The organism is Streptomyces sp. VNUA24, from assembly GCF_029167005.1.
Lineage (GTDB): Bacteria > Actinomycetota > Actinomycetes > Streptomycetales > Streptomycetaceae > Streptomyces > Streptomyces scabiei.
Genome location: NZ_CP119143.1, coordinates 6,136,047 through 6,151,505 on the forward strand (window position 1 = coordinate 6,136,047; position 15,459 = coordinate 6,151,505).

Consider the following 15,459-nt stretch of genomic DNA (forward strand, 5'->3'; position numbering starts at 1 on the left):
GTGGAACAGGCGGGGGCGGCGCGGGGTGAGGACACCCACCCCGCGCCGCCCCCGGGGCGGAACGTCACCCGATCGCGGTCACGAAGGCCGGGACCGCAACCCCTCCAGCAGAATGTCGAGCAGCCGAGCGGACGCGGCGGCCTGCTGTGCCGCGTCCGGCAACGCCGGCGCTCCCGTGGCGATCACGAGCAGGACGTCCGCCACGGTCACGTCCTCGCGCAGCTCACCCGCGCCCCGGGCCCGCTCCACCAACTGCCCCACGACCTCGAGCAGCGCCGAAGCACCGGCGTCGTCCACGGGACCACCGGAACCGGCGGTGCCCACGGCCGAACCGGAGCCGGACTCGGACGGGACGAGCCGGAGCTCGGCCGACGGCTGGACCCGCTGCTGCGGCACCCGCGCCTCGTCCGGGACGATCGCGCCGATGTCGTCGGACCCGTCCTCGGCGACCCCGACCCGCAGCACCTGCGGCGGCAGCAGCCGCCCGGCACCGGAGGCCACGGAGGTCCGCAGGAAGCGCGACAGCGCCTGCCACGGGTCCTCCTCCTGGCCGAGCGCCACCCTGGCCTGTTCGGTGAGCCGAGACGTCTCCTCCTCGGCTATCCGGCGGACCAGGACGTCCTTGCTCGGGAAACGCCGGTACACCGTGCCGACACCGACCCGCGCACGGCGGGCCACGTCCTCCATCGGCGCGCCGTACCCCAGCTCACCGAACACCTCGCGCGCCGCGCGCAGCACGTGCTCGAGGTTGCGCTGTGCATCCACGCGGAGCGGAGCGGACCGCACTCCCTCACCGCGTCCGTTGCCGCCCGCCGAGCCGATCGCACCACCGGGTGCGATGGTGGACGCGGACGACCAATGGGACTCCTGAATATGCATACGTGTTCCCCCGGTAATGACGTCTCCCCCCGGAGACTCTCCCCGTCATCGGAAGCCGGAGCGGCGGAACGAGCGTCCAAGGTCGTCGGTGGTCGCCGACTTCCTTCGCCGGCAACCCGGTCCCCGAGCCGGACCGCCCGTCGCGGACCCCTCGGAAAACGGACCCGAACCCGCGATCCACGACCTCGACCCCGGACTCGACCGAACCTCTTGAACGCATCCCCCTACACCCCGTCGACACACGAACATAGTTGAGAGGGAGTCAATTCAGAAGGGGCACGTTCCGCACGGAGCGCCCCTCGATCGGAGTACGGGTGGTTTACGTCCGGTTTGCACCCCCTCCCGTCGCCCGACTCACACCGTCTGACCTGCGCACCTGTCGCACACGCCGGTGAATCGGCCATCTCCGCGCGATTGTGGAGACCGGTCACACAAATTGCCGGGCCTGTGGACAAACCAGCGAGCAAGGTGCGTCATGGGATGGTGAAGGAACCGATGCGCATTCTCATCGTCGGCGGCGGTTACGTCGGGCTGTACACAGCGCTGCGCCTGCAGCGACAGCTGAAACCGGAACTCGGACGGGGCGACGTCGAGATCGTCGTCGTGTCCCCCGACCCCTATATGACGTATCAACCCTTCCTTCCGGAGGCGGCGGCGGGCTCCATCTCGCCCCGCCACGTCGTCGTGCCGCTGCGCCGCGTCCTGAACCACTGCAAGGTCGTCATCGGCGAGGCCACCGCGATCAACCACGCCAAACGCATCGCGACCCTCGACACCCTCGCCACCGAGGAGGAGGGGACGGAGTCCGAGCAGCTGACGTACGACGAACTCGTCCTCGCCCCCGGCTCCGTCTCACGCACCCTGCCCATCCCCGGGCTCGCGGACTACGCCATCGGCTTCAAGACCGTCGAAGAGGCCATCGGCCTGCGCAACCACGTCATCGAACAGATGGACATCGCCTCCTCCACCCGCGACCCCGCGATCCGCGACGCGGCCCTGACCTTCGTCTTCGTGGGCGGCGGCTACGCCGGAGTGGAGGCGCTGGGCGAGCTGGAGGACATGGCCCGCTACACCGCGCGGTACTACCACAACGTCAAGCCCGAGGACATGAAGTGGATCCTCGTGGAGGCGTCCGACCGCATCCTCCCCGAGGTCGGCGAGGAGATGGGCCGCTACACGGTCACCGAACTGCGCCGCCGCAACATCGACGTACGCCTGCACACCCGTCTCGACTCGTGCGCCGACCGCGTGGCCGTGCTCAGCGACGGCGCCCGCTTCCCGACCCGCACGGTCGTCTGGACGGCCGGTGTGAAACCGCACCCGGTCCTCGCCGCCACCGACCTCCCGCTGAACGAGCGCGGCCGGCTGAAGTGCACCGCCGAGCTGACCGTGGAGGGCGTCGCGCACGCCTGGGCCGCGGGCGACGCGGCCGCCGTCCCCGACGTCACCGCCGAACCCGGCAAGGAGACCGCCCCCAACGCCCAGCACGCCGTACGCCAGGCCCGCACCCTCGGCGACAACATCGCCCGCTCCCTGCGCGGACAGCCCCTGGAGAAGTACGCGCACAAGTACGTCGGCTCGGTCGCCTCCCTGGGCCTGCACAAGGGCGTCGCCCACGTCTACGGGCGGAAGCTCAAGGGCTACCCCGCCTGGTTCATGCACCGCGTCTACCACCTGAGCCGGGTGCCCACCTTCAACCGCAAGGCCCGCGTCCTCGCCGAATGGACCCTCTCCGGCCTCTTCAAACGAGAGATCGTCTCGCTCGGTTCACTCGAACATCCCCGTGCGGAGTTCGAACTGGCGGCCGGTGGAAAGCCCCCGGAGGACCCGAAGGGGTCGTCCTGACCCGATCCAGGAACTCCACCGACCGGGCCGACGTCTGACGGATGTCGGTCCGGTCGGCCAGACTGGTCCGCGACGTGATCCATTTCCCGGGCGGGGCCACCCCTCGCCCACACGTACCCACGACCAGGCGTCCCCCACCGCCGCACCCGGGACGACAACCCCCGGGCCACGGCCGGATCCGGAGCCGGCCACAGACGACACCACGAGGCACGAGGCAAGGATTCGGTGAACTTCACGCGCTGGAGCGCCCGGCTCCCCGGTACGCAGCGCCGCGCCGCAGCGCGGACCGAACACACGGTCACCCCGGACCGGCGGGGGGACGGATCCGTACCCGCCGCCCGCGCCGAACGGCAGACCGACGACCCCCCGGACGGCACCCCCGCCGTACCCGCCGTCGACGACCTCCCCACCCGCGAGATCCTCGACCGCATCCCGGCCCTCGTCGCCCTCGTCCACGGCTCCGACCACCGCACGGCCTACGTCAACGACGCCTACGCCGCCGCCTTCGGCGCCCGCCCGCTCGGCGAACCGGCCCGCGAGGCCCTGCCGGAGCTGGACGACCTCGGCCTCCTCCCGCTCCTGGACCAGGTCCTGCGCAGCTCCAAGCCACGCACGGTCAAGTCCCGCAAGGCCGCCGGCGGCCGCAGCTACACGATCACCTGCACCCCGGTCGCCGTCCCCGGCGGAGCCGGCCGGAGCGACGGCGGTGTCCTGATCTTCGCCGCCGACGTCACCGACCACGCCGAGGCCGCCGAACGCCTCCGCGCGAGCGAACGCCGCCAGCGCGAGACCGCCGTCACCCTCCAACGCTCCCTCCTCCCCCAGGAGCTGGAAGAACCCGACGACCTGCGCATCGCCGCCGTCTACCACCCCGGCGGCACCGAGACCGCCGTCGGCGGCGACTGGTACGACGTCATCACCCTCGGCGGCGGCCGCACGGCCCTCGTCATCGGCGACGTCATGGGCCGCGGGGTGCGCGCCGCCGCCGTCATGGGCCAGCTGCGCACGGCCGTCCGCGCCTACGCCCGCCTCGACCTCCCCCCGCACGAGGTCCTCCAGCTGCTGGACGGCCTGGCCACGGAGATCGACCCCAACCAGATCGCCACCTGCGCCTACGCCGTCCACGACCCCAACGAGGGCCGCCTGGTCTACGCCTCGGCGGGCCATCTGCCCATCCTCGTCCGCGACGAGAGCGGCACGGTCCTGCGCGCCGACGAACCGACCGGTCCCCCGCTCGGCACCGGCGGCTGGACCCACGCCTCCGGTTCGATCCCCCTCGGCCCCGGCTCCACGGCCGTCTTCTACACCGACGGGCTCGTGGAGCGCCGCAACGAGGACCTGGACGAGGGGATCGCCGCCCTGGAACGCGCCCTGTCCGGCGCCACGGGCACTCCGCAGGTCGTCTGCGACCGCCTCGTCCGCTCGACCGGCGTCACCGCCGACCACGACGACGACGTGGCCGTCCTCGTCCTCCAGCACCCCGCCCGCGTCGGCCCCGACGGCGAACTCTTCCGCAACGCCGCGCTGGAACTCCTCGGCGGTGTGGAAGCGGCCCCCCGCGCCCGCGCCTTCGCCTCTGGCGTCCTGACCAGCTGGCGCTTCCCGCCGGAACTCCACGACCTGGGCGTCCTGGCCGCCAGCGAACTCGTCGCCAACTCCCTCCAGCACGGCACACCGCCGATGCGCCTGCGGCTGCGCCGCACCGACCGCCGTCTGATCGTCGAGGTCACCGACGGCGACGACCACCTGCCCCGCCGCCGCAGAGCAGACGCCGCGGACGAGTCCGGCCGCGGCCTCGCCATCATCGGCACGATCGCCTCCGACTGGGGCAGCCGCCGGACGCCGGGCGGCGGCAAGGCGGTCTGGTGCGAGTTCGCCCTCCCCGGCCGCGGGACGTAGGACGGGGGCGGGTGGGGCTGATCGCGCAGTTCCCCGCGCCCCTAACAGCATCAGGCCCCTGCGGGCCTGAAAAGCAGTGGGCGCAGCCCCTGCTTTTCAGGGGCGCGGGGAACTGCGCGACCAGCCCCCACCGGGCGGACGCATGGGGGTCGAAGGGGCGCAGCCCCTTGAGGATGGGAAGGGTAAGGGCGGCGGGGGCGACCCCTACGCCGACACGACCCCCGGCTGGGACGCCGAGGCAGCCGCACCCCGGGCGACCACCCGGCTCGCCCCGAGCCCCGGCTGATCCTGCACCGCGCTGAGCCGCCGCCCCAACCGCAGCGCCAACACCGTGATCCCCAACGAGAACAGCAGGAACGTCACGACGTACGGCGCGTGCAGCGAGGCCCCCATGGGCCCGCCCACCGCCGGCCCGACCGCCAACGCGAGCTGCTTCACCAGCGCGAACGCGGAGTTGTACTGCCCCGCCATCCCCGTCGGTGCCAGATCGGCCACCAGCGGCGCGACGGTCGGCGACAACATGGCCTCGCCCAGACCGAACAGCGCGTAGGTCGACACGAACGCGGCGGTCGCCATGGTCTCGCTGGTCTGCCCCAGCCCGGCGAACCCGGCCACACCCCACGCGACGGCCCAGATCAGCCCCACGGCGGCGATCACCCGGGACCGCCGGCGCCGCTCCACGAACCGCAGTACGGCGAACTGCGCGATGACGATCACCGCGGTGTTGGCGGCGAGCGCCGTGCCGAGGGCGGACGTCGATATCCCGGCGGCCTCGACCCCGTACGCGCTCAGACCCGACTCGAACTGCCCGTAGCAGGCGAAGAACAGCACGAAGCCCAGGACGCACAGCTGCACCATGGCCCGGTTGCCGAGCAGCTGCTTCCAGCTCCCCTCGGCCGACGCCCCGGCGACGGGCACGCCCGCGACCTCGGCGGTGCGAGGCGCTCGTACGGTCGCCATCACACCCACGAGCAGCAGGAACATCGCCGCCTGTATGGAGAACAGCAGGACGAACGACCCCGCGCGCGTGGCATCGACCAGGTGCCCGCCTATCAGCCCGCCGACCCCGAGCCCCAGGTTCTGCAGGAAGAACTGCGTGGCGAAGGCCCGGGACCGGTTCTCCGCGTGCGAGAAGTCGACGATCAGCGTCGCGAGCGCGGGCTGTGTCACGGCCTGTCCGGCTCCGAGTGCCGCCGCGGACAACAGCACGGTCGTCGCACTGGAGGCCAGCCCCAGGCTGAGCGAACCGACGGCAGCGGTGACCAGGGCGGTGAGCAGCACGGGAAGCGGGCCGCGCCGGACTATGGCCCGCCCCGCGAAGGGCAGCACCACCAGCGCTGCCACGGCGAAGACCGCCAGCACCAGCCCCGCCGTCGTCGCACCGAGATCCCGCACCTGCGCCACATAGACGTACAGATACGGGACGGTGAAGCCGAGTCCGAACGCGCCGAGCGCGTTGCCCATGTGAATCCGGCGCATCGCTGCGCCCGTCCCCCTGGTCACGTTCACCTGCCTAGGTAAGGGAAGCCCTCAGCTCAAGGGTTAGCACTGAAGACTTCGAAGCTAAAACTTAGAAGCTAAACAGTACACCTCGAAGGACTTCGACGCCAAGCAGCGCCGTGCCATACTTCGCCCATGGGCGACACCCCCGACACCTCCGGCAGCGCCGAGCCGACGCTCGACGAGCAGATCGCCGCCTACCAGCGCGAGTTCCAGGGCCTCGACCCCCAGGTCGAGAAGATCGTGTCGGCGCTGTCCCGCCTCAACCGCCGTATGAACGTCGCCTACGGCCGCCAGACCGCCGCGCTCGACATCAGCAACGCCGACTGGGAGGTCCTCAAGGCCCTCGTTCTCTCCGGCGCTCCGTACCGGATGGGCCCGAGCGAGCTGGCCAAGCGGCTCGGCCTCACCCCGGCCGCCATGACCCACCGCATCGACCGCATGGTCGCCGAGGGCCTGGTGACCAGGGAGCGCGACGAGAGCAACCGGGTGCGCGTCATCGTCGAACTGACCCCCGAGGGCCGCGAGAAGTGGCTGGAGGTCATGCGCCTCGCCTCGGTCTTCGAGGAAGACCTCCTCCAGGACCTCTCCCCCGTGGAGCGCACCGTGCTGGGCGAGGTCCTCACCCGGCTCCTCCGCCGCGTCGAGCACGCCCAGCCGGACGCCGGCGGCCGTCTCACCGACCTCGACTGAGCGGTACGGTCGAGAGCGCCCGAGGTTTGGTCGCGGGTCACCCGGGGGAGGCTTGACAGTCCACCCTGCGATCCGTAAAGTTCTTCGGGTTGCCACGGAGCCTTAACGGTTCTGCGACAGCACCTCCGCCGCCTCGAGCGGCACACAAACCAACCAGTGCGACTCCCAGTCGGGATGAATTCGGCGCGCCCGAATGCAATTCGATTTGGGTTCGACAGCCCCGATTGGGAACTGCCGAGCAGATCCGCTAAGGTTTGGAACGTCGGAACGGCCCAACAGCCGCGAGGACAAAGCCCGCTGACTGGGAATCAGGCCCGAAAGGATCTGATAGAGTCGGACTCGCCGGAAAGGGAAACGCGAAAGCGGAAACCTGGAAAGCACCGAGGAAATCGGAACCGGAAACGGTCTGATAGAGTCGGAAACGCAAGACAGCAAGACCGAAGGGAAAAGCCCGGAGGAAAGCCCGAGAGGGTGAGTACAAAGGAAGCGTCCGTTCCTTGAGAACTCAACAGCGTGCCAAAAATCAACGCCAGATATGTTGATACCCCGTCTCCAGCATTCGCTGGGACGAGGTTCCTTTGAAATAAAACACAGCGAGGACGCTGTGAACCATCGGACTATTCCTCCGGTGGTTCCGCTCTCGTGACGTGTGCACCCGATCACGGGTAAACATTCACGGAGAGTTTGATCCTGGCTCAGGACGAACGCTGGCGGCGTGCTTAACACATGCAAGTCGAACGATGAACCACTTCGGTGGGGATTAGTGGCGAACGGGTGAGTAACACGTGGGCAATCTGCCCTTCACTCTGGGACAAGCCCTGGAAACGGGGTCTAATACCGGATACGACACTCTCGGGCATCCGATGAGTGTGGAAAGCTCCGGCGGTGAAGGATGAGCCCGCGGCCTATCAGCTTGTTGGTGAGGTAACGGCTCACCAAGGCGACGACGGGTAGCCGGCCTGAGAGGGCGACCGGCCACACTGGGACTGAGACACGGCCCAGACTCCTACGGGAGGCAGCAGTGGGGAATATTGCACAATGGGCGAAAGCCTGATGCAGCGACGCCGCGTGAGGGATGACGGCCTTCGGGTTGTAAACCTCTTTCAGCAGGGAAGAAGCGAAAGTGACGGTACCTGCAGAAGAAGCGCCGGCTAACTACGTGCCAGCAGCCGCGGTAATACGTAGGGCGCGAGCGTTGTCCGGAATTATTGGGCGTAAAGAGCTCGTAGGCGGTCTGTCGCGTCGGATGTGAAAGCCCGGGGCTTAACCCCGGGTCTGCATTCGATACGGGCAGACTAGAGTGTGGTAGGGGAGATCGGAATTCCTGGTGTAGCGGTGAAATGCGCAGATATCAGGAGGAACACCGGTGGCGAAGGCGGATCTCTGGGCCATTACTGACGCTGAGGAGCGAAAGCGTGGGGAGCGAACAGGATTAGATACCCTGGTAGTCCACGCCGTAAACGGTGGGAACTAGGTGTTGGCGACATTCCACGTCGTCGGTGCCGCAGCTAACGCATTAAGTTCCCCGCCTGGGGAGTACGGCCGCAAGGCTAAAACTCAAAGGAATTGACGGGGGCCCGCACAAGCAGCGGAGCATGTGGCTTAATTCGACGCAACGCGAAGAACCTTACCAAGGCTTGACATACACCGGAAACGGCCAGAGATGGTCGCCCCCTTGTGGTCGGTGTACAGGTGGTGCATGGCTGTCGTCAGCTCGTGTCGTGAGATGTTGGGTTAAGTCCCGCAACGAGCGCAACCCTTGTTCTGTGTTGCCAGCATGCCCTTCGGGGTGATGGGGACTCACAGGAGACTGCCGGGGTCAACTCGGAGGAAGGTGGGGACGACGTCAAGTCATCATGCCCCTTATGTCTTGGGCTGCACACGTGCTACAATGGCAGGTACAATGAGCTGCGAAGCCGTGAGGCGGAGCGAATCTCAAAAAGCCTGTCTCAGTTCGGATTGGGGTCTGCAACTCGACCCCATGAAGTCGGAGTTGCTAGTAATCGCAGATCAGCATTGCTGCGGTGAATACGTTCCCGGGCCTTGTACACACCGCCCGTCACGTCACGAAAGTCGGTAACACCCGAAGCCGGTGGCCCAACCCGCAAGGGAGGGAGCTGTCGAAGGTGGGACTGGCGATTGGGACGAAGTCGTAACAAGGTAGCCGTACCGGAAGGTGCGGCTGGATCACCTCCTTTCTAAGGAGCATCTAGCTGCCGCTAGGCAGCCAGGGCCACAACGTCGGCGAACGTCCGACGGTGGTTGCTCATGGGTGGAACGTTGATTATTCGGCCGGTTCGTCGGGCCGGAGGCTGTGAGTACTGCCCCTTGCGGGTGTGGAAAGCATGATCTCCGGACGAGAGACTGGTCGGGCACGCTGTTGGGTGTCTGAGGGTATGGCCGTACGGCTGCCTTCAGTGCCGGCCCCAGTGAACTCCGGTGATTGTCCGGGGGTGATGGGTGGTTGGTCGTTGTTTGAGAACTGCACAGTGGACGCGAGCATCTGTGGCCAAGTTTTTAAGGGCGCACGGTGGATGCCTTGGCACCAGGAACCGATGAAGGACGTGGGAGGCCACGATAGTCCCCGGGGAGTCGTCAACCAGGCTTTGATCCGGGGGTTTCCGAATGGGGAAACCCGGCAGTCGTCATGGGCTGTCACCCTTGCCTGAACACATAGGGCAAGTGGAGGGAACGCGGGGAAGTGAAACATCTCAGTACCCGCAGGAAGAGAAAACAACCGTGATTCCGGGAGTAGTGGCGAGCGAAACTGGATGAGGCCAAACCGTATGCGTGTGAGACCCGGCAGGGGTTGCGTATACGGGGTTGTGGGATCTCTCTTCTGTCGTCTGCCGGCGACAGGACGAGTCAGAAACCGTTGATGTAGGCGAAGGACATGCGAAAGGTCCGGCGTAGAGGGTAAGACCCCCGTAGCTGAAACATCAGCGGCTCGTTTGAGAGACACCCAAGTAGCACGGGGCCCGAGAAATCCCGTGTGAATCTGGCGGGACCACCCGCTAAGCCTAAATATTCCCTGGTGACCGATAGCGGATAGTACCGTGAGGGAATGGTGAAAAGTACCGCGGGAGCGGAGTGAAATAGTACCTGAAACCGTGTGCCTACAAGCCGTGGGAGCGTCGGGCAAGCACTTGTGCTTGCCTCGTGACTGCGTGCCTTTTGAAGAATGAGCCTGCGAGTTTGCGGTGTGTTGCGAGGTTAACCCGGGTGGGGTAGCCGTAGCGAAAGCGAGTCCGAACAGGGCGATTCAGTAGCACGCTCAAGACCCGAAGCGGAGTGATCTAGCCATGGGCAGGTTGAAGCGGAGGTAAGACTTCGTGGAGGACCGAACCCACCAGGGTTGAAAACCTGGGGGATGACCTGTGGTTAGGGGTGAAAGGCCAATCAAACTCCGTGATAGCTGGTTCTCCCCGAAATGCATTTAGGTGCAGCGTCGTGTGTTTCTTGCCGGAGGTAGAGCACTGGATAGGCGATGGGCCCTACCGGGTTACTGACCTTAGCCAAACTCCGAATGCCGGTAAGTGAGAGCGCGGCAGTGAGACTGTGGGGGATAAGCTCCATGGTCGAGAGGGAAACAGCCCAGAGCATCGACTAAGGCCCCTAAGCGTACGCTAAGTGGGAAAGGATGTGGAGTCGCAGAGACAACCAGGAGGTTGGCTTAGAAGCAGCCACCCTTGAAAGAGTGCGTAATAGCTCACTGGTCTAGTGATTCCGCGCCGACAATGTAGCGGGGCTCAAGCGTACCGCCGAAGTCGTGTCATTCCAGCAGATACCCCCAACGGGGGCTGGGATGGGTAGGGGAGCGTCGTGTGCCGGGTGAAGCCGCGCCGGAAGGCAGTGGTGGACGGTTCACGAGTGAGAATGCAGGCATGAGTAGCGATACAAACGTGAGAAACGTTTGCGCCGATTGACCAAGGGTTCCTGGGTCAAGCTGATCTGCCCAGGGTAAGTCGGGACCTAAGGCGAGGCCGACAGGCGTAGTCGATGGATAACCGGTTGATATTCCGGTACCCGCTGTGAAGCGTCAAACATCGAACCAGGCGATGCTAAGTCCGTGAAGCCGCCCCGGAGCCTTCGGGCAAAGGGGAGTGGTGGAGCCGACGAACCAGACTTGCAGTAGGTGAGTGATGGGGTGACGCAGGAAGGTAGTCCATCCCGGGCGGTGGTTGTCCCGGGGTAAGGGTGTAGGCCGTGCGATAGGTAAATCCGTCGCACATAAGGCTGAGACCTGATGCCGAGCCGATTGTGGTGAAGTGGATGATCCTATGCTGTCGAGAAAAGCCTCTAGCGAGTTTCATGGCGGCCCGTACCCTAAACCGACTCAGGTGGTCAGGTAGAGAATACCGAGGCGTTCGGGTGAACTATGGTTAAGGAACTCGGCAAAATGCCCCCGTAACTTCGGGAGAAGGGGGGCCATCACTGGTGATCCGATTTACTCGGTGAGCTGGGGGTGGCCGCAGAGACCAGCGAGAAGCGACTGTTTACTAAAAACACAGGTCCGTGCGAAGCCGTAAGGCGATGTATACGGACTGACGCCTGCCCGGTGCTGGAACGTTAAGGGGACCGGTTAGTCAGGATTCGTCTTGGCGAAGCTGAGAACTTAAGCGCCAGTAAACGGCGGTGGTAACTATAACCATCCTAAGGTAGCGAAATTCCTTGTCGGGTAAGTTCCGACCTGCACGAATGGCGTAACGACTTCTCGACTGTCTCAACCATAGGCCCGGTGAAATTGCACTACGAGTAAAGATGCTCGTTTCGCGCAGCAGGACGGAAAGACCCCGGGACCTTTACTACAGTTTGATATTGGTGTTCGGTTCGGCTTGTGTAGGATAGCTGGGAGACTGTGAAGCTCGGACGCCAGTTCGGGTGGAGTCGTCGTTGAAATACCAGTCTGGTCGTGCTGGATGTCTAACCCGGGTCCGTGATCCGGATCGGGGACAGTGTCTGATGGGTAGTTTAACTGGGGCGGTTGCCTCCCAAAGGGTAACGGAGGCGCCCAAAGGTTCCCTCAGCCTGGTTGGCAATCAGGTGGTGAGTGTAAGTGCACAAGGGAGCTTGACTGTGAGACCGACGGGTCGAGCAGGGACGAAAGTCGGGACTAGTGATCCGGCGGTGGCTTGTGGAAGCGCCGTCGCTCAACGGATAAAAGGTACCCCGGGGATAACAGGCTGATCTTCCCCAAGAGTCCATATCGACGGGATGGTTTGGCACCTCGATGTCGGCTCGTCGCATCCTGGGGCTGGAGTCGGTCCCAAGGGTTGGGCTGTTCGCCCATTAAAGCGGTACGCGAGCTGGGTTTAGAACGTCGTGAGACAGTTCGGTCCCTATCCGCTGCGCGCGTAGGAATATTGAGAAGGGCTGTCCCTAGTACGAGAGGACCGGGACGGACGAACCTCTGGTGTGCCAGTTGTTCTGCCAAGGGCATGGCTGGTTGGCTACGTTCGGGAGGGATAACCGCTGAAAGCATCTAAGCGGGAAGCCTGCTTCGAGATGAGTATTCCCACCCACTTGATGGGGTAAGGCTCCCAGTAGACGACTGGGTTGATAGGCCAGATATGGAAGCCCAGTAATGGGTGGAGTTGACTGGTACTAATAGGCCGAGGGCTTGTCCTCAGTTGCTCGCGTCCACTGTGTTGGTTCTGAAACCACGAACAACCCCATGCCTGGGTCACGGGTGTGGTGCGGTTGAGTGTTTCATAGTGTTTCGGTGGTCATAGCGTGAGGGAAACGCCCGGTTACATTCCGAACCCGGAAGCTAAGCCTTACAGCGCCGATGGTACTGCAGGGGGGACCCTGTGGGAGAGTAGGACGCCGCCGAACAAATATTGGGAAAGGCCCACACCTTATGGTGTGGGCCTTTCTGCGTTTCCGGGGGTTTTCCGGTCCGGAAACCGGATGAACCCGGCGGCAGCCCGGTACTACCGTGGCCGGCATGAATCTGCTGGTGAGGGCTGTGCGGGCTGATGAGTGGCGGGACGTGCGGGAGCTGCGCCTGGCGGCGCTGCAGGATCCCGTGGCGCATCTCGCGTTCCTGGAGACGTACGACGTTGCCTCGGCGAGGCCGGACTCCTTTTGGAAGGAGCGGACCGAAGGGGCTGCGGAGGGGGCGCGCGAGCGTCAGCAGTTCGTGGCGGAGGGCGAGGACGGCCGGTGGGTCGGGACCGTGACCGTGCTCGTGGAAGAGGCCGGCACGCGGGACTTCTTCGGAGGGACCGTCGAGCGGCGGCAGGCGCATCTGGTGGGCGTGTTCCTGCGGGACGGATACCGGGGCATGGGCGTGGGCGAGCAGCTGTTCGCGGCTGCGGTGGAGTGGGCCCGGGGCGTCGGCGTGGACCGGGTGCGGCTGTTCGTGCACGAGGGGAACGGGCGGGCCGTGGCCTTCTATCGACGGAACGGGTTCGTGGACAGTGGGGTGACGGTCGAGGGGGATACGGGGCTGGAGCTTGAGCTGGAGTACGTGCTGACGGCCGCGTAGAGGGACCGGGCGGGGCTGGTGTTAGCGTTCGGCGGCATGGACGACAGCGTGTATGTGGGCAACGCCGGCAAGGACGCGGCGCTGGACCGCGGGTGGCTGCTCGGGCACTTCAAGGCGGAGGGGGATCCGCGGAGAAGTGAGGCCGTGGAGATCAAATGGGGGGTCCACCCGCAGGGCGACACGCGTGCGCAGTGGGTCCGGGGCGAGGAACGTACCGCCCTTCAGGTGTTGATCAGCGGTCGGTTCCGGGTCGACTTCCCCGGCCGTAGCGTTGTGTTGGAGCGCCAGGGCGACTATGTCGTCTGGGGGCGCGGGGTGGATCACTCCTGGGTCGCGGAGGAGGAGTCGGTGGTGCTGACCGTGCGGTGGCCGTCCGTCGCCGGGTACGCGGTGCCTTCCGAGGAGGAGCAGTCGGCGGCGGAGTGACCGATCCCGGGACTGTGCACGGCCGCTACGGCAGCGGGATTTCCTGGTGCGGCCAGCGGGATCTGGCCTGTTCGCGGGAGCGGAGGAGGGCCAGGGTGGGGAGGCCCTGGTCGGCGCCCCCGGTCAGGAGCGCGGGGAGCTGGGGGAGGGGGGCCACGGCTGCCACGTCGTCCAGGACCAGCGTGAGTGGTGGGTCGAGGCGGCCGGAGGATGACCGTTCGGCCATGCGCCGGCCGCGCTCGACCACGCTTGAGGCGAGGGCCGTCAGCAGGGGCATGGCGGAGGGGTTCGCCTTGGGGTCCTCGATGGGGTCGCCGACCACATAGAGCGTTCCCCCCTCGCGTACGAAGGAATCCAGGGCGAGGGAGTCGGCGCGGTTCGGTGTGCAGGATTCCCGGATGTTGACCGTGGAGAGCGCGGAGAGGGCCCGGGCCGTCAACTGCTGGGCGATGTCGCGGCGTTCGGGGTGCGAGGTGAGGGCCGATTCCAGTTCGCCCGCCGCGCCGGGGGCCGCCTTGGGGTTCGTGCGCAGGGTGCGGACCGCTTCCTGGACGTTGCCGCCCTGGGCCCAGCGGTGCAGATGGCGGATGGTGCGGTTGTCTATGGCGGCGGCGTGGAGGTAGCTGCGCAGGAGGGTTTCGGCGGTGTCCGCCATGGCCTGGTCGATCTTGGCGGTGGGGCGGATGGCGGCGAGCAGGGCGGTCGCCCTGGCCAGCGCTGTCGGCTTGTCCTCGCAGCCGGTGACGGGGGACCAGTGCAGGCGGGCCGGGGTGTCGCAGCGGTGCGCGGGGTCGTAGAGGAGGACCGGGCCGAGCTTCGCGCGGGCGTCCTTCGTCTCCGACCAGACCGTGGGGTCGGAGGTGACCACCAGGGCGGGGCCCTCGGCCTCCCGTACGGCCTGGACGGCAAGGGGGCGGCGGGACTCGGCGGGGCCCAGGACGACCGGGGGAACCGAGGGGATCAAGGGGGCCGAGGGGATCGTGCGGGTCGGCCCGCCTGGGTGCGGGTCGGCCGGTGCGCCGGCCTCGGCCGGTGGGGCGGGTGGTGCCGACGGGGTGCCGTGCCGTGGCTCGGGGAGCGGTGGAGCGAGGGTGGCGGGGAATCCCGCGGGTGGGGCGAGGCGGCCGCTGGGTGAGGGGAGGGGGGCTGCCGGGTCCCCGTGGGTGCCGGACGCCGGGGTGGTGCCGGCCGCGGTGGGGGGCTCGGCGTGGGTGACCTGTTCCACCGGGGTGTGGGCGGGGGACGCGGTGGGCGGTGCTGTCGTCGTGGCTGCCGGTGGGTGGCTCCGGGCGGCCTTCTCCCGGGCCCGTACGGCCTTCCAGCGGGCCAGCGTGCCCATGGTGAAGACGGTCAGGACGAGGAGGACCATGAGCTGGCTGATCACGAGGCCCCAGAAGAGGCCGTAGCCGGAGAGCTGGTCGGCGGGGGTGTCGGGCCAGGCGGCGGCGAGGTCCTGGGGGGCGGAGACCAGGTTGCGTACGGCGAGGGGGGTGCGGCCGAAGGTGACGGCGTCGGGCCAGGCGCCGTGGGCGAAGACGCCGGCCAGGCCGGTGGCCGACCAGATCAGCACGGTCAGGCCCACCAGGAAGCCGAGGAGGGCGATCAGCAGCCCGTCGGGGATGCCGCCGCCGCCCTGCCGGGGGTGCCGGTCGTCCGGTCTCATCGCATGCCGCCGTTCACGCTGTCACCCTGTCCTGGCCCGACCCTGTCCGTTCCCGCTCGCACTG

8 protein-coding genes and 3 rRNA genes are annotated in these 15,459 nt (G+C 66.8%); 8 read left to right on the plus strand and 3 right to left on the minus strand.

The features are described 5' to 3' along the window. Positions 1-78: 78 nt before the first annotated feature. Positions 79-879 (minus strand): helix-turn-helix domain-containing protein, encoded by an 801-nt coding sequence (locus PYR72_RS26275; RefSeq protein ID WP_059084756.1) that lies wholly within the window; start codon positions 877-879, stop codon positions 79-81. 480 nt (positions 880-1,359) lie between these two features. Here PYR72_RS26275 and PYR72_RS26280 point away from each other — a divergent pair, with 480 nt between their 5' ends. Further along, entirely contained in the window at positions 1,360-2,724 is a 1,365-nt protein-coding gene (locus PYR72_RS26280; protein ID WP_275457595.1) for an NAD(P)/FAD-dependent oxidoreductase, read from the plus strand. A 225-nt stretch (positions 2,725-2,949) separates the two neighbouring features. Then, the gene (locus tag PYR72_RS26285; RefSeq protein WP_275457596.1) at positions 2,950-4,623 is read left to right on the plus strand and encodes a SpoIIE family protein phosphatase; all 1,674 of its coding nucleotides are present in this window, start codon (positions 2,950-2,952) and stop codon (positions 4,621-4,623) included. Between the two features lie 204 nt (positions 4,624-4,827). Here PYR72_RS26285 and PYR72_RS26290 read toward each other — a convergent pair whose 3' ends face one another. Further along, positions 4,828-6,087: an MFS transporter gene (locus tag PYR72_RS26290; protein ID WP_275460520.1), complete on the minus strand. Its 1,260-nt coding sequence runs from the start codon at positions 6,085-6,087 to the stop codon at positions 4,828-4,830. A 171-nt stretch (positions 6,088-6,258) separates the two neighbouring features. On the opposite strand from PYR72_RS26290, the gene PYR72_RS26295 reads away from it, so the two are divergent. The 6 genes from PYR72_RS26295 (at position 6,259) to PYR72_RS26320 (ending at position 13,732) form a co-directional block, all read left to right on the plus strand. Continuing rightward, the gene (locus tag PYR72_RS26295; RefSeq protein ID WP_275457597.1) at positions 6,259-6,816 is read left to right on the plus strand and encodes a MarR family transcriptional regulator; all 558 of its coding nucleotides are present in this window, start codon (positions 6,259-6,261) and stop codon (positions 6,814-6,816) included. A gap of 672 nt (positions 6,817-7,488) precedes the next feature. Further along, a 16S ribosomal RNA gene (locus tag PYR72_RS26300) occupies positions 7,489-9,014 on the plus strand. Between the two features lie 309 nt (positions 9,015-9,323). Then, positions 9,324-12,444, plus strand: a 23S ribosomal RNA gene (locus tag PYR72_RS26305). A 90-nt stretch (positions 12,445-12,534) separates the two neighbouring features. Continuing rightward, positions 12,535-12,651, plus strand: a 5S ribosomal RNA gene (rrf, locus tag PYR72_RS26310). The 16S, 23S and 5S rRNA genes sit together here, the layout of an rRNA operon. A gap of 112 nt (positions 12,652-12,763) precedes the next feature. After that, a complete protein-coding gene (locus PYR72_RS26315; protein ID WP_275457598.1) occupies positions 12,764-13,306 on the plus strand; it encodes a GNAT family N-acetyltransferase in 543 nt (180 codons plus the stop codon). Between the two features lie 36 nt (positions 13,307-13,342). Continuing rightward, positions 13,343-13,732, plus strand: a complete 390-nt coding sequence (locus PYR72_RS26320) for a signal peptidase I (protein ID WP_275457599.1) — start codon at positions 13,343-13,345, stop codon at positions 13,730-13,732. Between the two features lie 25 nt (positions 13,733-13,757). On the opposite strand, the gene PYR72_RS26325 is transcribed toward PYR72_RS26320, so the two are convergent. Further along, positions 13,758-15,395: a type IV secretory system conjugative DNA transfer family protein gene (locus PYR72_RS26325; RefSeq protein WP_275457600.1), complete on the minus strand. Its 1,638-nt coding sequence runs from the start codon at positions 15,393-15,395 to the stop codon at positions 13,758-13,760. Between the last annotated feature and the right edge of the window lie 64 nt (positions 15,396-15,459).